The following is a 22,993-nucleotide window of genomic DNA, read 5'->3' as shown; positions in this document are numbered from 1 at the left end:
TAAATTCGCTAATTTCGAATTAATCGCCGCCGAAGCGACGAGCCTCACATTTTTTTGCCGTCCTTGCCGAACTGCTTGAGGAAGGCCGTCAGGTCCGCGACTTCCTTCTCGTTCTTGATCCCGGCGAAGACCATCTTGGTGCCCGGAATCTTCGCTTTCGGATCCTTGATGTATTCCGCGAAGATCGCCTCATCCCAGTTCAGATTCGCGGCCTTGTTCGCTGCCGAGTAGCTATAGCCTTCGACGGCGCCGGTATGGCGCCCGAACAAGCCATTCAACTGCGGGCCGACGCCGTTCTTCGCGGTTTCACCGACCTGATGACAGGCGCGGCATTTGTTGAATGAACGCTCGCCGGCGGCGATGTCCTGCGCCTTGGCGACATGAACGGTCGCCAAGGCGAGCAGGAGGGTCACGGAAGTCAAAATCTTCATGCGTAGTTCCCTGAGCTTCAATCCACGAGCATTGATGTCCAGCGGCCAGAGCCGGTCCAGTTTTGTCGCATTGTCTTCGCGAACGGGTGTCCGCCTCACTCGAAAATACGCTACCCGAACATGTCCGCGGTGATCGCAGCGTACCAGCCGAGGTTCTCGGCCTGGTTCTGCCGGCGCTGATCAGCGGGCTCGTCTTTCTGGGAGACGAAGGTTTCGACCGCCGCGATGCGGCCGTCGCGCGGCTCGTAACGGCCACCGACCTTGATCGCATCATCGGCATCGACCAGCGACCAGCAGGTGTTGAGGTAGCGCGGCGGGAAGCTGCGTGCCCCCGCCAGCTCCGCCCGGATCGTCATCGCGGCGACCTTGGCCTGGCTGTTGGCGGCGAAGGCCGATTTCGGCATATCGCCGGCGATGCAGGCATCCCCCAGAACATGGATATTCGCATCGACCGTCGACTTCATCGTCGCCGGATCGATGGCACAATAGCCGCCCTCCGGTGCGAGCCCCGCATTGCGGGCGATCTCACCGGCCATCTGTGCCGGCACGACATTGACGAGGGCGCAGTCACGATACGTCTCGAAACCGGTGACGACGGTATTCGTCGCGGGATCGACCGATTTGATTCCGTCATGCACCTTCGGCCCGAGCCATTCGATCATCGTGCCGTAGTGTTTCTCCCAGCCTTCCTGGAAGACGCCCTGCTTGGAGAAACTCTCCTTGGGGTCAAGGATCACGATCCTGGCGTCGCCGCGCCCGGTGCTCTTCAGCACATGGGCGAACATCGAGGCGCGCTCGTAAGGCCCCGGCGGGCAGCGATAGGGATTGGGCGGCGCGATCATCACGATCGTTCCGCCATTAGGCACGGCGTCGAGCTTCCGTTTGATGAGCTGCGTCTGCGGGCCGGGTTTCCAGCCATGCGGCATGGTCTCCTCGGCCGCCTTCGACCAGCCGGGCACGGAATCATATTTGAGGTCGATACCGGGCGAGACGACGAGGCGGTCGTAAGGCAGGCGCTGTCCCTGCGCGAGAACGACCTCGCGTTTATCCCGATCGATCCGCATGGCCCGCGCCCGGGCGAGCGCAACGCCGTATCGATCCGTCAACGCATCGTAGCGGTGCGTGATCTCCCCGTAGGATTTGAAACCTCCGAGGTAGAGATTCGAGTGGAAGCAGGTGTGATAGACCTCATTCTCCTCCACGAGCGTCACGGCCCATGCGCCGTTCGAATCCTTGGCAAGATAGCGTGCCGCAGTGGCGCCGCCCGCGCCGCCGCCGATCACCACGATGCGTGGTTTGGCTTGGCCGAGCACGGCCGGCGCCGCCAGCGTCGCCGCAGCCGCCAGCCCGGAGCGCAGAACCGTTCGTCGATCGAGTTTCATGGCGTCCTCATGCGATCTTCAGATAGGAGAAGCCCTTCGCCTGCAGCACCGCGACTGCCGCGACGCCGGAGGGAACGAAGCTGATGAAGGGGAAATCCCTCGCGTTCGCCTTGTCGATTTTGTTCCGCTGGAAGGTGATTTCGCACAGATGAATCTTGAGGCCGTTCTTCGCGAGCCCCTCGACCCGCTCGAACGACTTCAGCGCGGCGCCGTCACCCGCCCAGGCCGTCGCCTCGAGGTCCTTCAGGAAGAACTTCACGCCTGCGCCATGCGCGACGATGGCGAGTTGCAGTGCGAACGGATCGGCACCATACGCCGAATAATGGTTCGCGATATTGGTCAGCATCTGGTCGAACCTGGCCGCGTCACCGAAGTCGCAGTGGTAGACGCAGGCGATATCGGCCTCCTTCTTGATGTCCGCGAGATCGAGCGCCTTTGGAGCCGCCACGGCGGAGGTGGCCGCGACCGCGAGACCGGCGCCGGCAGCCCCGAGCAGGCCACGGCGCGAGGGTATCACTGCGTTGTGCGTCATCATTTCCTCCCTGTTTGCCGCCGCATATCGACGGTCAGGGGGCTTTCAGCCCCTCGTAATAGGCGGCCAAGGCCGCGACATCCTCTTCCGAAAGCTGCTTCGCGATGTTACGCATCGCGGCATTGTCGCGAATACCGCTGCGATACGTCATGATCAGCGCGGTGAACTGGTCGGCGGGCATCCCCGCGAGCGGTGGTATGGCGCCGGCCTTCGGCGCGGTGCCCGCATGGCAGGTCGCGCACTCGGCCGAGAGATATTCCCCGAGCGCCCGGTCGGCCGCTGCATGGGCCGGGGCCGCGGCGAGCCCCGCGGCAACCGCAGCGAAACTCATCCAGCCCGATCCTGCTTGGGGGCCCGGCATCAATCCACCTTCGGCGCCGTCTTGGAGTCCGGGGTGACGTCGAGCACAGCGGCGCGGCCGGTGATCTTCACCTCGCTCTTGCAGTCCTTCATGCAGGGCTGCTTGCCCCAGAACGCCTTCTCGGTCGTCTCGCGATCGTCATCGTAGAAGGCCGCGGCATTGGGCAGCTTGATCGAGGTGAAGTTCTTGTCCGAAAGCTCGAAATCCTCATCCTTCACGATGTCGTTGAGATAGAGGAGATAGGCCGTCAGGGCATAGACCTCGTCCGGCTGCAACGACTGCGCGTTGCCATAGGGCATGGCGCGGTGGATATAGTCGAAGACCGTGGAGAGATCCGGCCAGAACGAGCCGATCGTCTTCTCCGGCCGATCGTCCTTGAGCGACCCCTGCCCGCCGGCCAGGACCGGCCAGCGCCCGTTGCCCTGCCCGAACTCGCCATGACAGGCCGCGCATTGCGCCTGGAAGAGTTCGTCGCCCTGCCGGACCGTACCCTTGCCGGGAGGCAAACCCTGCCCGTCCGGCCGCACACCGATCGACCATGCCTTGATCTCCGCGGGCAGCGCCTCGCGCCCCAGCCCGAGCTTCGGGGCTGCGGCCGGGGCGACCGGAGCAGCGGCCTGCGCAGCATGAGGAGGCTTCGCCGGCGCGTGGTTCTTGGGCGCCGGCTGCGCCAGGAGCGGCCCGACCAGGGCGACGGCAAGCCCGGCGGCACCGGCCAGCAGCGCGATCCTAGGAGATTTCGACATTCTCGGTCTCCCCGTTCGGCTTCACATGCCAGGTCTGGATGCCGTTGTTGTGATAGATCGAATTGGCGCCGCGGATCTTGCGCAGCTCCTCCTTGGTCGGCTGAAGGTAGCCGGTGGAGTCCATCGCCCGCGACTGCACCAGCAACTCCCCGCCGTTCCAGTCGAAATCGACGTAGAAGCGGGTCAGGGACTTGTCGAGCACCGGCCCGTCGATCCGCGCGCTCTGCCAGTTCTTGCCGCCGTCGAGCGTGATGTCGACACGCTTGATCGTGCCGCGGCCGGACCAGGCCAGGCCCGAGAGCACATTGCGGCCCTTGTGCTTCAGGGGCGCCTGCGGCGACGGGTTGGTGACGACCGACTTGGCATCCATGAAGAAGGTGAAGCGGCGCGAGCGCCCGTCGGCCAGGAGGTCGGTGTATTTCGAGGTCTCCTCGCGCGCCATCCAGGGCATGTCGCCAACCTCGATGCGACGCAGCCACTTGACCCAGAGATTGCCCTCCCAGCCCGGGATGACCGCACGCAGCGGATAGCCCTGCTCCGGCCGCAGCGCCTCGCCGTTCATGGCGAAGGCGATCAGTACATCGTCGAGCGCCTTCTCCAGCGGCAGCGAGCGGTTCATGCCGGAGGAATCGGCGCCCTCCAGCATCAGCCATTTCGCCTTCGGCTTCAGGCCGGCCTCGGCCAGGATCACCCGCAGCGGCACGCCGGTATACATGACGTTATGGACCATGCCGTGCGTGAACTGGCAGCCGTTGAGCTGCGAACCGCGCCATTCCATGCCGGAATTCGCCGCGCATTCCAGGAAGTAGACGCGGTTCTCGCGCGGCATCCGCCTAATGTCCTCCATGGTGAAGACGAGCGGCTTCTCGACGAGGCCGTGGATCATCAGGCGGTGATTGGCCGGGTCGATATCGGCGATCCCGCCGTGGTGGCGCTCGAAGCACAGGCCGGAGGGCGTGATGATCCCGTCGAGATCGTGCAGCGGCGTGAAATTCACCGAGGATTCCGGCGAAGCCGTCAGCCATGGCACGTCGCGCCGGATCACGTTCTTCTCGTAACGCGAGGGCACACCGTAGGGGTGCTTGTCGACCCCTTCGCCGAGATAGCGGTTCCAGTCCTGGACGTCGGTGATCAGGGGATCGGGCTTGCCTGCCTCGGCGCGGGCGGAACCGGCCGTGACGAGGCCTGCACCGGCCAGGGCCGCGCCACCCAGGAAGCGGCGCCGGCTCGGGGCCGGATCGTCTCGATGCGAGGTCATCGTCTCATGTCCTCCGATTGCGGGGCGATGCGGCACGGCGGCGCTCAGGCGCCGCTGACCTTCACCGCGGTGTTCGGCTTGAGGAAAATGGTCTTGGCCTTGGCGACGTGATCGCGCACGACGTCCCAGATCGGCGGGCCCTGCGTGCCTTCGTTGACGCTGGCCCAGCCCGAAACGACATAGCGCTTGCCGGCCTCGATCGGCTGCCCCGTCTTCAGATGGGTCAGTTCCGAGATGCGGCTGCCCATCGGCCGGGCGATGTCGATCGCGTAGCCCATGCCGCCGACGCGGACCATGTCGCCGCCGCCCTGAAAATACGGATCGGGATGGAAGATGTTGTCGGCGACATCCTCCAGCACATCCTTGAGCTGCTGGCCCGTCATCTCCATCCGGTAGCAGTTCGGATAGGTGATGGCGGTGGCGTTGGTGATCGCCTCCCAGGTGATGGGATCGTCCGGCAGGAGCGTGCCGCCCCAGCGGAAGCCGGGCGACAGCGTGATCTCGGCATCGCGCTGCTCCATCATCGCGGCGCAGATCAGGTCGTCGAAGGTGCCGTTGAAATTGCCGCGCCGATAGAGCAGCGAATCCGTACGGCCGATCTCCCGGGCGAGATCCGCGGCAAAGGGCTCGCGGGCCTTGCTGATCAGGGCCGCCATCTCGGCATCGGGCGTGATCGCATCGGCAAAGACCGGCATCAGCTTGAAGCGGATATCGGAGACCTTGCCGTCCTTCACCGCGATATCGAGCCGCGACAGGAACTTGCCATGCGAGCCGGTGGCGACGAGGACCGTGTCCCCGACCCGGACCAGACCCGGCATGGCGTCATGGGTATGGGCGGTCAGGATGATATCGATGCCCTTCACCCGCGAGGCGAGCTTGCGGTCGACATCGAAGCCGTCATGCGACAGCAGCACCACCACGCCCGCGCCCTCGGCACGCGCCTCCTCGACCTGCTTCTGCAGCTCCTCCTCGCGGATGCCGAACTCCCAGTCCGGGAACATCCAGCGCGGATTGGCGACAGCGGTGCGCGGCAAAGCCTGACCGATGACCGCGACCTTGGCGCCCCCCCTCTCGAAGACCTTGCGCGGCGGAAAGACCGGCTCGTTCCATTCCTTGTCGCGGATGTTCTGGGCGAGGAAGGCGAAGGGAGCGGCCTCGACGATCTCCTTGACGCGGTCCGCGCCGAGCGTGAACTCCCAATGCGAGGTCATCGCATCGAGCTTCAGGGCGGACATGGCATCGACCATGTCCTGGCCCTTGGTCTTGAGCGCGCTCCAGCTACCCTGCCAGGTATCGCCGCCATCGAGCAGCAGCACCTTGTCGTCGCCGCGCTCGGCGCGAATCGCCTTCACCAGCGTAGCCACCCGGTCGAGACCGCCCATCCGGCCGTAGTTGCGCGCGAGCTGGACGAAATCGTCGGAGGTCAGCGCGAAGGCGTCCGGCGTGCCGGCCGCCACCTTGAAATGGTCGCGGAAGGCCGCGTCGGTCAGATGCGGCGGCAGGCCCTTGACCTCCCCGACGCCGAGATTGACCGACGGCTCGCGGAAATGCAGCGGCATGAGCTGCGCATGGATGTCGGCGAGATAGAGGATCGTGACCGTACCGAGCGGATCGAAGCGCAGGATGTCGGCCTGTGAGAGTCTCTGCTGGGCGGCGGCGCGCCCGAGCGGCCCCAGCCCACCGGATACGGTCAATGCCCCGGCGACAGCAGTCGCCTGCAGGAATTCGCGTCTCGAGATCATGACTCATCCTTCGGGCACGCGCATGCTGCGCCCCGGAAAGTGATCGGATTGTCAGGCATGGGCCCGGCGCTGCACCCTCGCGCCCGCCGGGCGGAAAGCGGGCGTCAGCCCACCGTCAGCTTGCTCTTGGCGGTGTATTCGGAGCCGTCGTCGTCCTTCCAGGCGAAAGTGAACTCACCGGACTCGGCCGCCTTGAAGAAGAAGGACTGGTAGGGATTCGCCGAGATCGCCGGATTCCAATCCGCGACGAAGACGGGCTTGCCGTTGAAGCTCGCCGTGAACTTGTTGATGATCTTGCGCGGGATGGTCTCGCCCTTGGAATCCTTGCGCTGGCCGGATTCCATCTCGTGCGAGATCAGGGTCTTGATCTCGATCATCTCGCCGGCGGCGACCTTCGCGGGAACGCGCACCCGGGGCGTGGGCTTCGTGGTCATGGGTTTCCTCGCCTTCTTGGTTTTCTGATCAAGCTGGAGGGCGGCCGGTCAGCCGCCGCAGCCGCCGATCGTGACCTTGACGTTGGCCTTGGCCGAGTAGAGATCGCCATTCGACATCTCGGCGATGCAGATCACGTCCTGCGTCTGAGCGAGGCGCATGCGGGTCGCCGCGGAAGCCTTTCCGCAAGCGGGCGTGAACTGGTAGCTGACGATGCCCGGCTGCGGATTGCCGTCGGCGAAGACGTGTACCGCCTTGACGTAATCGGCCTCCGTCATCGGACTCTCGATCTCGACATTGACCGGGACGACGAGGCCGTTCTCCGCGATTTCGGGAACGTCGAGCTTGATCTTCCCCTCGGCCATCTTCTTGTCGCCGTAGAGTTTCTTGATCTCGGCCGCGACGGCCTTCTCATCGGCGAAGGCCAGCCGCGGCGAGATCGCCCCGACAGCGAAAGCCAGGGCCGCAGCCCGAACGGCATCGCGGCGTGACAGCCCTGAAAGGCCCTTGTTCATGCGTGTTCCTCCCTGGAACTGGTCGATTTTTATAGCTTGACGAAGCGACCGATCGCCGCACATCATTTGCACGTATCGTTATATTGTTTTTTTTGAATGTAAAGCCCGGAACGGCTTTGCGCCAAGCCGCAGCATAAGCGGCTGATGGGGAAACGAAAGGGCGAGGAATGAGGATTCCGCTGATTGCGGCAGCCGCACTGATAGCTGCCATGGGCCTGGCAGGCACCCGTCTGGCCGCGCAGTCGCCGCCGGACGACAGCGAGAAGGAGATCGAGCGTTACCGGCAGATGCTGTCAGACCCGTTCTCGAATCCGGGCTTCCTCGCCGTCGACCGCGGCGAGGTGCTGTGGAGCGAAGCACGGGGACCGAAGAGCGTCTCGCTCGAAGGCTGCGATCTCGGCGAAGGCCCCGGAAAGCTGGACGGCGCCTATGCCAAGCTCCCCCGTTACTTCGCCGACAGCGACAAGGTCATGGATCTGGAACAGCGCCTTCTCTGGTGCATGGACAAGGTGCAGGGCCTCGACACCAAGGATGTCGTCGCCCGCCGCTTCTCCGGCCCGGGCAAGGCCTCGGACATGGAGGATCTGGTCGCCTTCATCGCCAACAAGTCCAACGGAATGAAGATTGCGCCGCCGCTCTCCCATCCGAAGGAGAAGGAGGCCGCCGCCGTCGGCGAAGCGCTGTTCTACACCCGCGGCGGCGTCAACGATTTCTCCTGCGCCACCTGCCATGCCGAAGAAGGCAAGCGCATCCGCCTGCAAGGCCTGCCCAACCTCTCGGTCAAGGGTAAGGCCGCGCAGGAGACGATGGCCTCGTGGCCGACCTATCGCGTCTCGCAGAGCGCGCTGCGCACCATGCAGCATCGGCTCTGGGACTGCTATCGCCAGCAGCGCTGGCCCGTTCCGGAATATGGCTCGGACGCGCTGACCGCCCTCACCGTCTTCCTGGAAACCCGGGCGGAAGGCGGCGAGATCAACGTTCCGTCGATCAAGCGGTGAGGACCTGACGATGCTGAAGCTCACCATCACCCTCGCAGCCGGTCTCCTCGTCGCCGGCCAGGCCTGCGCCCAGGATCGCCCGAGCCAGGCGGTCATCGACGCCTACATCAAGTCGACCTTCGGCAAGGCCTCCCCCGAATGGCAGGCCCGCATCAAGCCGGACGAAACGCTCGCGGTCTGCAATGCGACGCGCAACACCCCCTCCTCGGCGCAATCCGAGGAGATGCTGAAACGCGAGGCGGCCCGCGTGGCCTATCCGGCCGACGGCAAGTTCCTCGGCGACTGGAAGAAGGGCTATCAGGTCGCGAACAATGGCCGCGGCGGCCAGTTTTCCGATCCGCCGGGAACGGTTTCGGGCGGGAACTGCTTCGCCTGCCACCAGCTCGACCCCAAGGAGGTGAGCTACGGCACGCTGGGCCCGAGCCTCTCCGCCTATGGCAAGGACCGCAAATACGATCCCGAGAGCATCAAGGACGCCTACACCAAGGTCTATGATTCGATGGCGGTCGTGGCCTGCTCGAACATGCCGCGCTTCGGCGTCAACAAGGTGCTGAGCGTGGAGCAGATCAAGGACGTGATGGCCTATCTGTTCGACCCTGAATCTCCGGTCAACAAATAGGTCGGGCATGCTGACGCGTCGCTTTATCCTTGCCGCCGGGGTTGCAGGCCTTGCCGCCCCGGCGCGGGCACAGGTGGTCACCACGCTCGGCTCCGAAGCGGAGCGAATCACCATCCTGAGCGACGGCGGCTTCGAGATGCCGCTGTCGACCCTGGCCCGCGACGTGCCGGCCGCCGAGATCACCGCACAGGCGGGTCCGTCCGATCCTTTCCGGACGCCCCTCAACGTCACCTGTCTGCGACGCGGCAAGGAGCTGATTCTGTTCGATTGCGGGGCAGGAGCCAATTTCCTGCCCGGTACAGGCCAGCTGCAGGACAGTCTGCGCGCCGCCGGCATCGAGCCCGAAGCGGTGACGCATGTGCTGTTCACCCACCTTCACCCCGATCATTTCTGGGGGGCGCTCGATGAATTCGACAGCCCGCTCTTCCCCAATGCGCGCTGGCTCGCCGCGAGCCGGGAGATCGATTTCTGGACCGGCGCCAAGGTCTATGACCGTCTGCCCGCGGACCGGCACGCCTTCGCCGCCGGGGCGCAACGCATCGCGAAGGGCTTAGGTGACCGGTTGGAGCGAATGGAACCGGGGCGCGAATGGCTGCCGGGCATCGCCTCCATCGACACGGCCGGGCACACGCCGGGCCATGTCTCCTTTGCGCTCGCGCTGGCTGAAGGCCCAGTGATGGTGCTGGGCGATGCCCTCACCCATCCGCGGATCTCCTTCGCGCATCCCGACTGGCGGCCAGCGTCGGACCAGGATGCCGAGCAGGCCGTCGCGGCCCGCCGTCGGCTGCTCGACGAATTGAGCCGGAGCGGCGCGCGAGCGATCGGCTACCACCTGCCCGGCGCCGCCGGACGCGTCGAACGGCAAGGAACGGCCTATCGTTTCGTCGGTGCCTGACTCACGATCCCGATCGTCCCGACGCAAGCCCGTGCGAGCGGCCCGCAGCGGGATGATCGGCCCTCAGCCGCCAATGCCAAGATAGAACTTGGCCTTGTCGGGCTTGTAGGTCCAGGGCAGCCCGGCATTCCGCCAGCCGTTGACGTTTCGATGTCCCGCCGGGGACATGTCGCCTTCGAAGCCCTCATATTGACTGTAGACCTGCGTGTAGCCAGCCTCCGCCAGCTTGTCCGCCGCCCGCGCCGAACGATCGCCCGAACGGCACATCAGGATGACCCGGTCCGTTCTGGCCAAACCTTTCGCGGCGAGCAGACGGCCGACACCCTGGGAGAAGGTGGCGTTCGGCTCGAGCTTGTAGCGGTTTTCCTTGTCGTCCCAGTCCCAGAACTCGGTGACCTCCACGAACGGCACGTTGCCGTCGATCAGCGGCGCCCAGCCGGTGAACATCATTTCCGCCCGCGTGCGCACGTCGACGAACAGCGTCCTGGTGCCATCCCTCGCCATCACATCCGCCGCTTCGCGCGGCGTCATGTAAAGGCCGAGCGAGGTCTGCTTCGGCTTGGGGACGCTCCCTGGCACCGCGTCAGCCCGTGGAGCAGCCGGCTGCTGGGCATATGCCCGGCCTGCGATCGCACCGGCGGCCGCGACGCTCGCAAGAGACAGGATGGTTCTGCGGTTCATGTTGCCCTCCTTCAGGCGCGGCTGCTCAGGCCATGACGACCGCGTATCCGCGCCAAACGACATAGAGACCGACGAGCGCGACGATGCCCGCGAAGACGCGCGTCAGCGCCGCCTTCCGGGTCGAAAGCCGCTGAGCCAGCAGCGTGCCGCCGATGCCGCCGGCCACGCCACCGGCAACGAACAGAAGCGCGATGTGCCAATCGACAAGGCCGGAGAGCGCATAGGAGACCGCCGTCGTGATTCCGAAAGCCGTGACGGCGACCAGCGACGAGCCGATGGCCGCGATCATCGGCATATGCGCGGCACCCATCAGCCCGGGCACGATCAGGAAGCCGCCGCCAATACCGAAGAAGCCCGAGAGGCCGCCGACAAGGCCGCCCGTTCCGAGCAGTCGCGGCAGCAGGGTCGCAGCGGTCGCCCTGCAGAGCGGCTGGAACCGCGCGCCGTGCTCCTGCCGGCGAACGAGCATCATGAACGCGATGACGAGCATCAGAAAACCAAAGAGGAGAAGCAGCTTCTGCCCATCGAAGCGCTTGCCGAGAGACGACCCCGCCGCCGCGCCGGCAATGCCAGCCGCCGAGAAGACAAGAGCACAGGGCCAACGAACGTTGCCGGCCCGTGCATGGCCAATCAGATTGGAGAATGCGCTGAGTGCCACGGCGACCGAGCTGGTGCCGATGGCAACATGCGGCGAAGCGACTCCCACGACATAGACGAGCAGCGGGACGGCAAGGATCGAACCGCCGCCGCCAATGAGACCGAGCACGAAACCGACAAGAGAGCCGGAACCGACCGAGGCGATATCGGGTGTCGCAAACATACCTAATGTTCCGGCTGGAGAGCCATTGGCGGCGTATTATAATCATATATCTGAATAAATGAATATTTCAATCTTCGCCGCGAAACTTGATCGCCGGTCCGCGCTCGTCCGGCGCCGATCATCCACGATCTAGGCCGCAATCCATCCGCTCAACGTCTCTGCAAGAGGCCCCTGAGCGAGCCTTCCATCAGAAAGGCGATGCCGATGCGCGCTCCGACCATCATGCCGGCGACGGATATCGGCCAGGACAGCGCCATCATCGATCCCGCAGATATCCCCTGGCCGATCGTGCAGCCACCGGCCAGCACGCCGCCGCCTCCCATCAGCACCGCACCGACGAGGTGACGTCTCATCTCCCGGTCGTCGTCGAAGGCCTCCCAGCGGAACTCCCGATCGTAGAGGGCGGACAGAAAGGACCCAGATACAACCCCGACAAGTGCCCCGATGCCGAATTCGAGCAAGGCGGCCGGCACTGACAGAACGGCATAGAGGGCGCGCCCGACCGGGGAGACGAATGTCAGGCTCTGTGCCCGCGGAACATGATCGAAGGCATCGACCGCAACCCCTGTAACCCACCACCCCGCCACCACGCCGAGGCCTAATGTCGCGCCGGCCATCAACAGGCGCGGCGACCGGCGCAGCCTCGAATCGACCGCGACTGCCGCCACCAGCACCAGCACCGCGATGGCCGTGAGCGCCAGGCGGGAATGCGGTGCGCCGAGATAGGCAAGCACACTGTTGAAATCGCCTTTCAGGCCGCCGGGAACGGGCCACGCGACCTTTTCGAGGATTTCGATCCTGACCGGCGCCAGCATGCCGCGCAGCGTCGCATAGGCGACCGACCCGAACACCATCATCACGATCAGGCTGCGCAGGTCCCCCGAACCCAGCCGCACAAGCGAGCCGAAGCTGCAGGTGCCTACCAGCGCCATGCCGAGGCCGAACATGCTGCTTCCGACGACGATCGAGAGCCAGGGCAAGGCCGGCTGCACATAGGTCGAGTTCGACGGATCGAGCCAGCCGAGCCCGACCAGGGACTGCGCGCCGATCAGCGCGATCGCCAGCGCGAGACCGAAAATCCGCAGGCGGCGCGTGTCGCCGCCCATCCATGCGTCCTCGATCGCTCCGAAGGAGCACAGCCGCGCGCGACGCACCGTGAAACCGCAAGCGGCACCGACGACGACGCCGATCAGTGTCGAAGCCCAGACCGAGAGACCTGTCATGGCGGTTCTCGCAGAACTGGGCCGGGCTTCGTCACGACCTCGGATTGTCGGCCGCGTTGGCCCCGCAGAAGATGTCGTAGATCAAGGCCACGACGCGGCGAACGTCGTCATTGGCGATGCTGTAATACATCGTCTTGCCATCGCGACGGGTGGTCACCAACTGATCGAGTCGCAGCCGTGCAAGCTGCTGGGACACCATCGGCTGGCGGAGCGAGAGCAGGTTTTCCAGCTCGGTCACGGAGCGCTCGCGTTCCGCCAGAAGACAGAGCAGCAGAAGCCGGTTCTCGTGTGACAAGGCTTTGAGGAAGTCGCTCGCCTTGCGCGCCTTCCGCATGAGCTGGTCGAGTTCGAAGGAGAACTCGGCGCCATCGCGCATCTCGTCCTCTAGGACCTTCGAGACGATCGCAGTCATCGTGAATTCACCTGAAGGCGTGGATTTTCTTCGCTTCGGTCAATGCCAGCAACGAGCGATCCAAGCAAACCCCAAAACATGTCGTCGTTCAGATAGCCGGTGATGCGCCCGATCTCGCGTCCGCCTTCGAACAGCACGAAGGTCGGCGTCGCTATGACCGGTTCCTTGAGACCACCGCCCCGCACGCCGCCGGCGGGAAGCTGAACCCATTTGAGCGGCGCAAGCGCACCTTGCCGCGTCTTCGGATAGATCGGAGCGACCTCGCGCTCAAACCGGGCGCAGTACGGACACCCGTCCCGCCGGTATACGGCGAGTTCGGCGCCACCTGCCGAGGCGCAGCACAGAGCCGACAGCACGGCCGCTGCCGCAATGCTCTTGCACCCAAGAAGCCAGCTTGCAATCATGCCGATAACATAGTCGTATTCATATGTTTATACCAGAGACTTCCACACTGCTGCGGGAGGCTGCCGATGATTACCCGTAGACGCTTGCTTGCTCCGGCCCTGGGGGCAGTCCTCGCCGTCTCCGACCTGCTTCCGGCCCTCGGCAAGGCGCGGCTCAGCGAGGATGGACTCTACGAATTCGACTGGTATCTGAAGAGCTTTCTCGACCTCGCCGACGATCTCGCCGCGGCCACACGGGACGGCAAGCGTTTCGCGATCCTGTGGGGACTGCGCAACTGCCCCGCCTGCCGGCGCATGCATGAAGTCTACATGGCCGACCCAGCGGTCGAGGCCTATATCCGCGACCATTTCGCCATTCTTCACCTCAACATTCTGGGTTCTCGCGAGGTGACCGATTTCGACGGGGCCCGATTCACCGAAAAGCGCTTCGCCGCACATTACGGGATCGTCGGGACGCCAGCGATTCAGTTCTTTCCCGAAAAGGCCGAAGGCCTTTCTGCAAAACAGCCGCGGGATCGCGAGCTGTTCCGGATGGAGGCCCTGCCGGATCAGGATCGGTTTCTCGCCCTGTTCCAGGACCAGCTTCGATAGAGCCGCCCGAAACGCGCCGCTGCGTTGAAGGCAACCTGTTTTTCCACGCGATTTCCGACATTGCCGGCCCGTTACTCCGGCCAAACGGGCGGACGGCACCGCACCGAGTTCTGTAACGACCGCGGATTCGCGCGCGAGGCGAATATGTACGCACTGCATGGAATGCAATGTCATTTGCTATTGCTTTCAAGCGGGGTTTGATCACGAAATCGGCGCTCACCCTCTGGTACTCTGCATGCCTATCTCCCAGGCGTTCTTCCAACGCTCGAACGCCCTGCTTCTGGCCATCGGCATCGCTGTGCTGGTCGCCATCGTAGCGACGTCGCTGTGGTTGACGAACGCAAGCGAGCGCTATTTCGGCGAAGTGACGGCGACACGCGCGGTCCGGAGCGCCACTGCCGATCTGCTGTCACTGGTGCAGGATGCCGAGACAGGCCAGCGCGGCTACCTGCTGACGCGCGACGAAAGCTACCTTTCGCCCTATCAAGCCGCGGTCTCACGGCTTCCGGATCAGCGCGCCCGACTTGAACGGGCTGCAGCGAGGCTGCCCGAGATCGATCCCCTCCTGCAGCGGGTGACGAGAGAGCTCGACCAAAAGATGGCGGAGCTGGCCGCAACTGTCGAAGCCACCCGCAAAGGCGATACCGAGACCGCGCTGAATCTCGTCCGCAACGGCACCGGCAAGCGCCTGATGGACGAACTGCGCACCGATCTCAACGCCATTCTCGAGACCTCGGAAAAGGAGCTCGGGGAGGCGATCGATGCCCAGCTTACCGCTTCGGCGAGGTTGCGCTGGACAACGACCATCGGCGCGATCCTGATCCTCGCCATGGCCGGCGCCGCGAGCTGGACCATTATCGGCTATACGCGTGAACTCGTCGCCGCGCGCCGCGAAGTCGAAACGCTCAATGTCGGTCTCGAAGCGCGCGTGCGTGAGCGCACCGACGCACTCGTCAAGGCGAACGAGGAGGTCCAGCGCTTCGCCTATATCGTGACGCATGACCTGCGGGCCCCGCTGGTCAACATCATGGGCTTCACCAGCGAACTGGAGGCGATGTTCAAGCCCATCGACTCCTATGTCACCGCCGGAAGCACAGCCTCCCCGGAGCAGAAGGCAGCGGCCGAAGAGGCGCTGCGCGTCGATGTCGCCGAGGCAATCGGCTTCATCCGCTCGTCGACGCGCAAGATGGACGGCCTCATCAACGCCATCCTCAAGATCTCGCGCGAGGGCCGGCGTGAATTGCGGGTTGAAAGCGTCGATCTGACCGCACTCATCGAGACCGCGGCAGCGGCAGTCCATCATCAGGCAAGCGCGGAGGAAGGTGGCGGGATCGAGATCGACTCGCAGGTTCCCCGCATCACGAGCGATCGCCTCTCGCTTGATCAGGTCATGGGCAATCTCCTGGACAACGCCATCAAGTACAGGGCGCCGGAGCGCCCGATCCGGATCGCCGTCCGCACGCGCAGGGAGCGCCGCGGCTGGGTGAAGATCGAGATCGAAGACAATGGCCGCGGCATCGCGGCGACGGATCACGAGCGCATCTTCGAGCTGTTCCGGCGCTCAGGCACTCAGAACACGGCAGGCGAAGGCATCGGCCTCGCCCATGTCCGCACGATGGTGCGCAATCTCGGCGGCGACATCGCCGTGCGCTCAGAACTCGGGAAGGGCACGACCTTTACCGTGACCCTGCCCCCCAATCTCGCGGCCGACAGACGGAGTGCCGAAGCATGACCAAAGGAAAGCCCGTCTCGATCATCATGATCGAGGACGATGAAGGCCATGCCCGCCTCATCGAGAAGAACATCCGTCGCGCCGGCGTCAGCAACGAGATCATCCCCTTCGCCAACGGTACGGATGCGCTGAACTACCTGTTCGGCGCCGACGGCTCCGGCACCGTCAGCGCCGGCCGCCAGCTCCTGATCCTGCTCGACCTCAACCTGCCCGACATGGGCGGCGTCGACATCCTCGAGAAGGTGAAGGCGAACACGCATACGAAACGCTCGCCGGTCGTCGTGCTGACCACGACCGACGACAGCCGCGAGATTCAACGCTGTTACGATCTCGGCGCGAATGTCTATATCACCAAGCCCGTGGACTATGACGGCTTCGCCCATGCGATCCGCCAGCTCGGGCTGTTCTTCTCCGTCATCCAGGTTCCGGAAACGCCATGACCGGCTTGCGTGGCCACCGCTGATGCCTAACCGGCCGATCAACGTCCTCTATATCGACGACGACGCCACGCTGGGGCGGCTCGTGCAGCGCATGCTCGCGCGCCACAACTACCTCGTCGAGCATGTCGAGGCCGCCGAGGCGGGCCTGTCGCGCGCCCAAGCTGGCGGGATCGATGTCATCATCCTCGACCACGACCTCGGGACGGCGTCCGGGCTCGACGTGCTCGCCGAGCTGTCTACCCATGCCACGCCGCCCGCGGTCATCTACGTGACGGCCTCCTCGGAACTGTCGATCGCCGTGACCGCGCTGAAGGCCGGGGCCATGGACTATGTCGTAAAGACCGTTGGCGAGGATTTCGAGGTGCTGCTTCGGGCGGCGCTGGAGCATGCGGTTGTGAAGGCGCGCCTGACCCGCGCTCGCGAGCAGGCCGAGCAGGACGTGCGTGCGGCTCGCGACCGGGCCGTGATGCTGCTGGCCGAGGTCAATCACCGCGTCGCCAACAGCCTGGCACTGGTCGGCTCGCTCGTCAGGATGCAGGCCAACTCGGTCGAGGATCCCGGCGCCAAGGCCGCACTCGCCGAGACGCAGGCGCGCATCACCGCGATCGGCAACCTGCATCGCAGCCTCTATACCTCGGACGATGTCCGCGCCGTCGATCTCGCCGGCTATCTCCGTTCGCTGCTCGAGGAGTTTGCGCAATCGCTGGCCGCCTCCGGACAGATGCCGGCAATCCGCTTCGAGGCCGTGCCGGTACTGGCGAAAACCGACAAGGCGATCTCGATAGGGCTGATCGCGACGGAGCTCGTCACCAATGCATTGAAATACGCCTATCCGAACGGCCAGGGTGAAGTCCGGGTCAGTCTCTCCTGCAAGGGCGAGACCGTCACGCTCAAGGTCGTCGATGACGGAATCGGTTGGACCGGGACCGGCACGATCAGGGGAACAGGCCTTGGCAGCAAAATCGTCCGCGCGATGGCAAAGAGCCTCGCCACCGAACTGGAATACGAGGACACAGGTGGACGTGGCACGCACGCCATGATGAATTTATCCCTATCGGAGATCACGGGCGCTCACTGAAATGATCGCGGTCATCGCGGGAAAACGCGCCAATGTCGTTTTGCGCGTTTCGACAACGCCGTTCCCGGATTTGATTCCGATGTTGTGACCACGCATTGCACTCGCGCCATGCTGGAAAGGACTGCCGGCCTCATGGGCTGCCGGCCGTTCAGGCAGCGGACGAGCCCGCCGTGGTCTGATCGCCAAAAGCCGCGGCCGGGTCTTTGCGAGAGGGGGAGATCAAGCGGTCGCGCGCCCTGCCCTCGCGGGCGCCACGATGACGACACCAGAACGAAGGTCCCGATCTCTGGCGAAAGCCTCACCGAGCACCTGCCGACCCCTTTGACATCCGGACTTGCCCTTATCAGGCCGCCGAGGCTGTGCGCTTTCGGAGCACCGGGGGGCGCCGACCAATTTTTCGTTTTTTGCCAATATGCTACGCGGAATTCGACTTGACGGAATCCGAGGCTGGATGATTGACTGGCGGGGCGGGAGAGATCGCATGTCTTCGACGATGCGGCGCCGATGGAGCAACCACCCCGGAAACTCTCAGGCAAAAGGACCGCACCACGTTTCGACTCTGAAAAGCGAGGCCGCATGCCTCGCGCCGATGGTGTAAGTTCGGGCTCGAAATCACGAGCCGGATGAAGCTCTCAGGCCAATGACAGAGGGGGTTCCAGGTCCCGCATGACGGGCAGGAGCACCTATGTCGAATCGTTCCCTACGCGTCGCCGTGATCGGCGCCGGCATTACAGGCGTGACGACCGCCTACAACCTCGTCAAGCGCGGCTGCGCGGTGACGGTATTCGAACGCCAGCCTTACGCCGCGATGGAAACGTCCTTTGCCAATGGCGGGCAGCTCTCCGCGTCCAACGCCGAGGTGTGGAATAGCTGGGCAACGATCGCCAAGGGCCTGAAATGGATGTTCACGCCCGGCGCGCCCCTGCTCGTGAACCCTCGTCCAAGCTGGCACAAGCTGTCCTGGATGACCCAGTTCGTCGCCTCGATCCCACAATACGAAGAGAATACCGTGACCACCACGCGCCTGGCGATCGAGGCCAGAGCCCATCTCAAGCGAATGGCGGCCGAGGAAAACATCGATTTCGACTGTGAGGACCGCGGTATTCTTCACGTCTATCAGTCGAAGGCGGAGTTCGCGGCAGCAGCGAAAGTAACGGCTCTGCTGGCCAAGGGCGGCCTCGAAAGGCGCGCCGTCGGGCCGGAGGAAATCCGTGCGATCGAGCCTGCGCTTTGCGGCGATTTCCATGGCGGCTTCTTCACGGAAAGCGATTTCACCGGCGACATCCACAAATTCACCAACGGTCTTGCCCGTGCCTGTGAAAGGCTTGGCGTCGCCATGAAGTTCGCGACGGAGATCACCGCGATCGACCAGGGCTCCGATACGATCACGGTCTCCTCCCTGCCGGCCGGCGAAGCGGCGAACACCTCGCCGTCTCAGGAGACGTTCGACAGGCTGGTCGTCTGCGGCGGCGTCGGCTCGCGCGCGCTGGCCGCCCGCCTTGGCGATCACGTGAACGTCTATCCGGTGAAAGGCTACTCGATCACGGTCAATCTGCTCGAGCCGGCCGACAGGCAGGCCGCGCCATGGACGAGCCTGCTCGACGACAGTGCGAAGATCGTCACGAGCCGCCTCGGACCCGATCGCTTCCGCGTCGCTGGCACTGCGGAGTTCAACGGTTTCAACAAGGATATCCGTCGCGCCCGGATCGATCCGTTGATTGCATGGTGCCGCAAGCATTTTCCGGGGATGAGCACCCGGCAGGTGGTCCCCTGGGCCGGCTTGCGCCCAATGATGCCCGACATGATGCCGCGCGTGATGCGCGGCCGTGACCCGCGGGTGCTCTACAATACCGGGCACGGCCATCTCGGCTGGACGCTGTCCGCTGCGACCGCCGATGCCGTGGCGGCGCTGACGGTGGCGAAATCCAACCTGGCCGACTGAAGGCCTAAGGGGCCGCCTTTCCTCTTGCAGGCGGCCCGGAATATTGACGGGAACTGGATGGTCCCTTCCAGCACTACGCCTGCTGTCCCGGGGCTTCGCGGAATCAAGAACCCGGGACGGCAAGGCATTTCCAGGACACTACGAGCCAGTTTCAACAGACGCGGGGAGGACCGCCGATCATCGAGCCCGCCGCGCTACCGTCCCGCAGCCGCTCCACGGCGACGGGCTTGACCTCCGGCCTGCTGCCGGCTTTTTGAACACCGGGATTGGCGGTTTCATGAAACCGACAGTATCCTGAAAATGGCCGGAGCCTTCTTCGCGAAGGACGTGACATGTGGTTGGCGTTCATCGCGAAGCACCGGGGAATTCGGCCTGTGACGTCGCTTTGCGAAGCGCTGGACGTGTCACGATCGAGCTTCCATGCCAGCGCTCCCCGTCGCCGAACCGGCATACGCGGATTGCGGCCTTCATCGATCTCAACGCTTCAGGAATTTCTCCCGCGCTCCCCTGCCCTCGTCGCTGTCACGGCAGACCATGGCCTGGTCGGCGTCCATGTAGATGCCGATGCGGTGCAGCGGGGTCGCGCAGGCATTCACCGCTTCCTTGGTCATTCGCAGCAGGGCGGGCGGGGTGACGCCAGCGGCCGTGGTCAGGGCGAGCGCCGCCTCCACCGCCTGTCCGGGCTCGGCGATCTCCTCGACGATGCCCCAGTCCAGCGCCGTCTCGGGCGAAATCCGTTCCGCAAGCAGGATCGCCCGCTTGGCCCGCGCCGCGCCGACCAGCGCGACGATGCGCGGGATCGCGCCCCAGCCCATGTTAAGTCCGACCTTGGTCTCCGGCAGGTAGAGGAAAGAGGCCCGGTCCATGACGCGCCAATCGCAGGCCAGCGTCAGGGCGACGGCGCCGCCAACGGCAGGGCCGTTGATCGCCGCCACGGTCAATTGCGGCAGGTCCTGCCAGAGCTGACAAAGCCGCGCCCCGCGCTGGGCCACGCTGCGGCGCGCCAGCAATGCGGTGTCGTCCTCATTCCATTTGGCCGGGTCCTTCAGGTCGATGCCGGCCGAGAAGATGTCCGCCGTGCCGGTCAGAACGACGCTGTGGATGTCGAGCGTATCGGCAAGGTCGTGCGCGAGCTCGGTCAAGGCGAGGATCGTGTCCTGATCGATGGCGTTGCGGTTCGCGCCGCGGTCGATGCGGACGATCGCGGTCGTGCCGTCCTGCGCGACCGTCACGCTCTTGCCATAGGTGGTCTTCATCGATCGGTCCGGTTCATTGTTGCAGGTTGATGCGGCTGCTGTACTGGAATTCGTACGGCGGATAGTAGGAGACGGAGACTTCGACGAGCCTGTCCTGCGCGCTGTAGAAGCGCCGGATGATCAGCAGCGCCGGGTCGCGCGGGTCGTATTTGAGGATGCGGGCGATGTGCTCGGGGAAGACCGAGGCCGAGACGTCGATCTCGACATGCTTGATCGCGACATCGTATTTCTTCGACACCATCGCGTAGATGCCGCCGCGGAACTGGCCGATGAGATCGGCGATGCCGTCATATTCCTTGCGGATATAGATATAGGACCATGAGATCGGCCGGTTGATGCCGGGTACGCTGCGATATGTGTTGAGCAGCGACCAGCCGGCGAGATCCCCGTCGAGCTTGAACTCGGCCGGCTGCGCGGTCAGCGGCTCCGCCGCGCCGACGAGGTTCAGGTCGGTATGGCGGAGGTAGCGGCCGAGGCTGTCGGCGGCTTCGATATCGAGGCCGTAGCGGGCGCGCGACTGGCGGTTGATCACCTTGGTGCCGGCACGCTTGCGTCGCTCGACGAGGCCGCGCTCCTGCAATTGCCGGATGGCCTCGCGCATCATGTAGCGGCTGACGTCGAACTCCTCGCAGAGCTGCAATTCGTTGGGGATGTTGGACCCGACGAGATACAGGCCGTCTTCGATCCGGGACGACAATATGTCGATGATCTTGCCGACATTGTATTTGGCGGGCAGCGTTTTCGGCATGCATTCCATCCTGATGGGAGAATCGCGTCTCTACGGGCTGTCCTGATCCAGCATGCTCCTGATCCTGTCCTTCAGCATGAATTTTTGCACCTTCCCCGAGGAGGAATGCGGCAGCGCATCGAGGATGACGAAACGCTTGGGGACCTTGAAGGCTGCGAGCTGCGCGCGGCAGAAGGCCCGCAACTCGGCGACATCCGGCACCGTATTGCCGGCCGGCACCACAGCCGCGACCAGCTCCTCGCCCCAATATTCATGCGGCATTCCCAGCACGGCCGCTTCGGCGACCTGGCCGTGGCGGACGAGGCAGTTCTCGACCTCCAGCGCGGCCACGTTCTCGCCCCCGGTCTTGATCATGTCCTTGCTGCGACCCATGAAATAGGCAAAGCCGTCGCTGTCCAGCCGGATGATGTCCCCGGTATGCAGCCAGCCGTCGGGCGACAGGGTCTCGGCCGTCAGTTCGGGCTGGCGCCAATAGCCCTTGAAGATCGTCGGCCCCCTGATCTCCAGGATGCCCGGGCCGTTCTGGTCGGCGAGGAGTTCGCGCTGCTCGTCGACGAAGCGGTAGTTGAAATGCCGCCAGAAATAGCCGGTCGAGCCGGGATGCGTCAGGATCTCGTGCGTGTAACGATTCTTGATCGTGGTCACGCAGCTTTCCGTCTGGCCGAAGCCCCAGCTGAACTCGGCCTTGGAGAAGACCTGGCGGATCTGCTCCTGGCGCCATTCGCCGAGCGGGGCTGCGGCAGTTTGCACGAAGGTCACCGAGGGGACGCTGTGCTCGGTGAAATCCGGCAGGTCGGTGAGGCCGACCCACATGGTCGAGAGCAGGAAGAGATGTGTCGGCTTGACGGTGTGGAGCACGTCCAGCGTGTCGCGGGGCCGGAAGCGCGGCAGAATATGCAGGGAGCCGCCGGCATAAAGCACCGGCCCGTTGACGACGCCGAAGCCGCCGACATGGAAGAGCGGTGTCGCCAGGATCGCGCGCGCCGTCTCGTCGACGCCGAGCTCGACCATGTAGTTGATCGCGTTCCAGGCGAGGTTGCCATGGGTGATCATCGCACCCTTGGGGCGCGAGGTCGTACCGGAGGTGTAGAGGATGATCGCGACGTCGTCGTCGGCGACGGTGCCGAAGCGCCGGGCCAGAACCGATAGTGCGTCATGGTCCGGCAGGTCCGCCGGCAGGGCATCCAGGATCGCGATGCTGCCGCCGAGCCTCTCCTCGATCATGGCGACGGTCGGCCGGAATTCGGGATCGACGATCAGGACGCGCGGCTCGCAATCGTTCAGCAGGTAGAGAAGCTCGTCAGCGCTGTAGCGGATATTGACCGGCACGAGGATGAAGCCGGTCACCGCCGCCGCATGCATCAGGGCGAGATAGTCGATGCTGTTATCGGCCATGATCGCGACGCGCTCGCCGGGCCTGGCGCCGAAGCCTTCGAGATAGAGCGCCAGCGCCCGCGCCCGCTCGCAGAAGCGCCCGAAGCTCAGGCTCGACGCGGCGTCGGAGACAGCGACTTTCCCGGGAAAGCGCTGCGCGTTGAACATGGCACTCTGGTAAATATTGGGCATCCACGCATCCGCTTTTCGCGATCATTTCCCCGGCGCCGGAGGCCTCGGGTCACCGCCGGCCGCCCGGAGATACCGGATGGGCGCGGATATCTCTTCGGGTAATATGTTCGACATTTATTGTCTACATATTGTTCAGAGAGCAGGCATGCCACAGTACGATATGATCGATATTGTGACGTATCGCGCTTG

At 64.5% G+C, this 22,993-nt stretch carries 25 protein-coding genes, 1 pseudogene and 2 riboswitches; of the genes and pseudogenes, 9 read left to right on the top strand and 17 right to left on the bottom strand.

Annotated features, from left to right (window positions below):
- Positions 1 to 44: 44 nt before the first annotated feature.
- The 9 genes from J0I42_RS17645 to soxY form a co-directional block, all read right to left on the bottom strand.
- Positions 45 to 431 carry a c-type cytochrome gene (locus J0I42_RS17645; protein WP_291656659.1) on the bottom strand — a complete coding sequence of 129 codons (387 nt, stop codon included), beginning with the start codon at positions 429 to 431 and terminating at the stop codon, positions 45 to 47.
- 110 nt (positions 432 to 541) lie between these two features.
- Positions 542 to 1,813, bottom strand: coding sequence for an NAD(P)/FAD-dependent oxidoreductase (locus tag J0I42_RS17640; RefSeq protein ID WP_291656658.1), 1,272 nt, complete (start codon positions 1,811 to 1,813; stop codon positions 542 to 544).
- 7 nt (positions 1,814 to 1,820) lie between these two features.
- The gene (locus J0I42_RS17635) at positions 1,821 to 2,345 is read right to left on the bottom strand and encodes a DsrE family protein (protein ID WP_291656657.1); all 525 of its coding nucleotides are present in this window, start codon (positions 2,343 to 2,345) and stop codon (positions 1,821 to 1,823) included.
- Positions 2,346 to 2,379: 34 nt separating this feature from the next.
- The gene (locus tag J0I42_RS17630) at positions 2,380 to 2,676 is read right to left on the bottom strand and encodes a c-type cytochrome (RefSeq protein ID WP_291656656.1); all 297 of its coding nucleotides are present in this window, start codon (positions 2,674 to 2,676) and stop codon (positions 2,380 to 2,382) included.
- A 29-nt stretch (positions 2,677 to 2,705) separates the two neighbouring features.
- The gene (locus tag J0I42_RS17625; protein WP_291656655.1) at positions 2,706 to 3,452 is read right to left on the bottom strand and encodes a c-type cytochrome; all 747 of its coding nucleotides are present in this window, start codon (positions 3,450 to 3,452) and stop codon (positions 2,706 to 2,708) included.
- Positions 3,436 to 4,710: a sulfite dehydrogenase gene (soxC, locus tag J0I42_RS17620; RefSeq protein WP_291656654.1), complete on the bottom strand. Its 1,275-nt coding sequence runs from the start codon at positions 4,708 to 4,710 to the stop codon at positions 3,436 to 3,438. Before soxC ends, J0I42_RS17625 begins: the two co-directional genes overlap by 17 nt.
- Positions 4,711 to 4,754: 44 nt before the next feature.
- Positions 4,755 to 6,452, bottom strand: coding sequence for a thiosulfohydrolase SoxB (soxB, locus tag J0I42_RS17615; protein ID WP_291656653.1), 1,698 nt, complete (start codon positions 6,450 to 6,452; stop codon positions 4,755 to 4,757).
- A 104-nt stretch (positions 6,453 to 6,556) separates the two neighbouring features.
- Positions 6,557 to 6,886, bottom strand: a complete 330-nt coding sequence (gene soxZ, locus J0I42_RS17610) for a thiosulfate oxidation carrier complex protein SoxZ (RefSeq protein WP_291656652.1) — start codon at positions 6,884 to 6,886, stop codon at positions 6,557 to 6,559.
- A gap of 48 nt (positions 6,887 to 6,934) precedes the next feature.
- On the bottom strand, positions 6,935 to 7,399 hold the full coding sequence (gene soxY / locus J0I42_RS17605; RefSeq protein ID WP_291656650.1) for a thiosulfate oxidation carrier protein SoxY: 465 nt from the start codon (positions 7,397 to 7,399) through the stop codon (positions 6,935 to 6,937).
- A 209-nt stretch (positions 7,400 to 7,608) separates the two neighbouring features.
- Between soxY and soxA the strand changes: the two genes are divergently transcribed.
- Genes soxA through J0I42_RS17590 form a run of 3 tightly spaced genes read left to right on the top strand, consistent with a single transcriptional unit; the run spans position 7,609 to position 9,911 of the window.
- Entirely contained in the window at positions 7,609 to 8,397 is a 789-nt protein-coding gene (gene soxA, locus J0I42_RS17600) for a sulfur oxidation c-type cytochrome SoxA (RefSeq protein ID WP_291656648.1), read from the top strand.
- A gap of 10 nt (positions 8,398 to 8,407) precedes the next feature.
- Complete coding sequence (gene soxX, locus J0I42_RS17595) at positions 8,408 to 9,016, top strand: sulfur oxidation c-type cytochrome SoxX (RefSeq protein WP_291656646.1); 609 nt, start codon at positions 8,408 to 8,410, stop codon at positions 9,014 to 9,016.
- A gap of 7 nt (positions 9,017 to 9,023) precedes the next feature.
- Positions 9,024 to 9,911 (top strand): MBL fold metallo-hydrolase, encoded by an 888-nt coding sequence (locus J0I42_RS17590; protein ID WP_291656644.1) that lies wholly within the window; start codon positions 9,024 to 9,026, stop codon positions 9,909 to 9,911.
- Positions 9,912 to 9,974: 63 nt separating this feature from the next.
- On the opposite strand, the gene J0I42_RS17585 is transcribed toward J0I42_RS17590, so the two are convergent.
- From J0I42_RS17585 to J0I42_RS17565, 5 genes are all read right to left on the bottom strand, one after another.
- Positions 9,975 to 10,592, bottom strand: a complete 618-nt coding sequence (locus J0I42_RS17585) for a rhodanese-like domain-containing protein (protein ID WP_291656643.1) — start codon at positions 10,590 to 10,592, stop codon at positions 9,975 to 9,977.
- A gap of 25 nt (positions 10,593 to 10,617) precedes the next feature.
- Complete coding sequence (locus J0I42_RS17580; RefSeq protein WP_291656641.1) at positions 10,618 to 11,412, bottom strand: sulfite exporter TauE/SafE family protein; 795 nt, start codon at positions 11,410 to 11,412, stop codon at positions 10,618 to 10,620.
- A 149-nt stretch (positions 11,413 to 11,561) separates the two neighbouring features.
- Complete coding sequence (locus tag J0I42_RS17575; RefSeq protein WP_291656639.1) at positions 11,562 to 12,635, bottom strand: YeeE/YedE family protein; 1,074 nt, start codon at positions 12,633 to 12,635, stop codon at positions 11,562 to 11,564.
- Between the two features lie 31 nt (positions 12,636 to 12,666).
- Entirely contained in the window at positions 12,667 to 13,047 is a 381-nt protein-coding gene (locus J0I42_RS17570; protein ID WP_291656637.1) for an ArsR/SmtB family transcription factor, read from the bottom strand.
- Positions 13,044 to 13,451 (bottom strand): thioredoxin family protein, encoded by a 408-nt coding sequence (locus J0I42_RS17565; RefSeq protein WP_291656635.1) that lies wholly within the window; start codon positions 13,449 to 13,451, stop codon positions 13,044 to 13,046. The genes J0I42_RS17570 and J0I42_RS17565 overlap by 4 nt, the downstream gene beginning before the upstream one ends.
- A gap of 66 nt (positions 13,452 to 13,517) precedes the next feature.
- Between J0I42_RS17565 and J0I42_RS17560 the strand changes: the two genes are divergently transcribed.
- The 6 genes and pseudogenes from J0I42_RS17560 to J0I42_RS17535 all read left to right on the top strand — a co-directional run.
- A complete protein-coding gene (locus tag J0I42_RS17560) occupies positions 13,518 to 14,042 on the top strand; it encodes a thioredoxin family protein (RefSeq protein ID WP_291656632.1) in 525 nt (174 codons plus the stop codon).
- A 235-nt stretch (positions 14,043 to 14,277) separates the two neighbouring features.
- Positions 14,278 to 15,774 (top strand): sensor histidine kinase, encoded by a 1,497-nt coding sequence (locus J0I42_RS17555; RefSeq protein WP_291656631.1) that lies wholly within the window; start codon positions 14,278 to 14,280, stop codon positions 15,772 to 15,774.
- Positions 15,771 to 16,214, top strand: a complete 444-nt coding sequence (locus J0I42_RS17550) for a response regulator (RefSeq protein WP_291656630.1) — start codon at positions 15,771 to 15,773, stop codon at positions 16,212 to 16,214. The genes J0I42_RS17555 and J0I42_RS17550 overlap by 4 nt, the downstream gene beginning before the upstream one ends.
- Positions 16,215 to 16,236: 22 nt before the next feature.
- The gene (locus J0I42_RS17545) at positions 16,237 to 17,292 is read left to right on the top strand and encodes a histidine kinase dimerization/phosphoacceptor domain -containing protein (RefSeq protein ID WP_291656628.1); all 1,056 of its coding nucleotides are present in this window, start codon (positions 16,237 to 16,239) and stop codon (positions 17,290 to 17,292) included.
- Between the two features lie 458 nt (positions 17,293 to 17,750).
- A riboswitch (glycine riboswitch) is annotated at positions 17,751 to 17,846 on the top strand.
- 3 nt (positions 17,847 to 17,849) lie between these two features.
- Positions 17,850 to 17,941: riboswitch (glycine riboswitch) on the top strand.
- 36 nt (positions 17,942 to 17,977) lie between these two features.
- Positions 17,978 to 19,234 (top strand): D-amino acid dehydrogenase, encoded by a 1,257-nt coding sequence (locus tag J0I42_RS17540; protein WP_291656626.1) that lies wholly within the window; start codon positions 17,978 to 17,980, stop codon positions 19,232 to 19,234.
- A 299-nt stretch (positions 19,235 to 19,533) separates the two neighbouring features.
- Positions 19,534 to 19,659 (top strand): annotated as a pseudogene (locus J0I42_RS17535) (IS3 family transposase); the annotation flags it as partial.
- Between the two features lie 51 nt (positions 19,660 to 19,710).
- On the opposite strand, the gene J0I42_RS17530 reads toward J0I42_RS17535, so the two are convergent.
- The 3 genes from J0I42_RS17530 to J0I42_RS17520 are packed head-to-tail and all read right to left on the bottom strand — an operon-like array spanning position 19,711 to position 22,804.
- On the bottom strand, positions 19,711 to 20,490 hold the full coding sequence (locus J0I42_RS17530) for an enoyl-CoA hydratase/isomerase family protein (RefSeq protein ID WP_291656624.1): 780 nt from the start codon (positions 20,488 to 20,490) through the stop codon (positions 19,711 to 19,713).
- A 13-nt stretch (positions 20,491 to 20,503) separates the two neighbouring features.
- Positions 20,504 to 21,238, bottom strand: coding sequence for a GntR family transcriptional regulator (locus J0I42_RS17525; protein ID WP_291656622.1), 735 nt, complete (start codon positions 21,236 to 21,238; stop codon positions 20,504 to 20,506).
- A 30-nt stretch (positions 21,239 to 21,268) separates the two neighbouring features.
- A complete protein-coding gene (locus tag J0I42_RS17520; RefSeq protein ID WP_291656620.1) occupies positions 21,269 to 22,804 on the bottom strand; it encodes a class I adenylate-forming enzyme family protein in 1,536 nt (511 codons plus the stop codon).
- Positions 22,805 to 22,993 lie beyond the last annotated feature (189 nt).

Origin of the sequence: Allobosea sp. (genome assembly GCF_017308015.1) — a bacterium.
Classification (GTDB): Bacteria; Pseudomonadota; Alphaproteobacteria; order Rhizobiales; family Beijerinckiaceae; genus Allobosea.
This window is presented reverse-complemented; position numbering and strand designations above follow the sequence as displayed.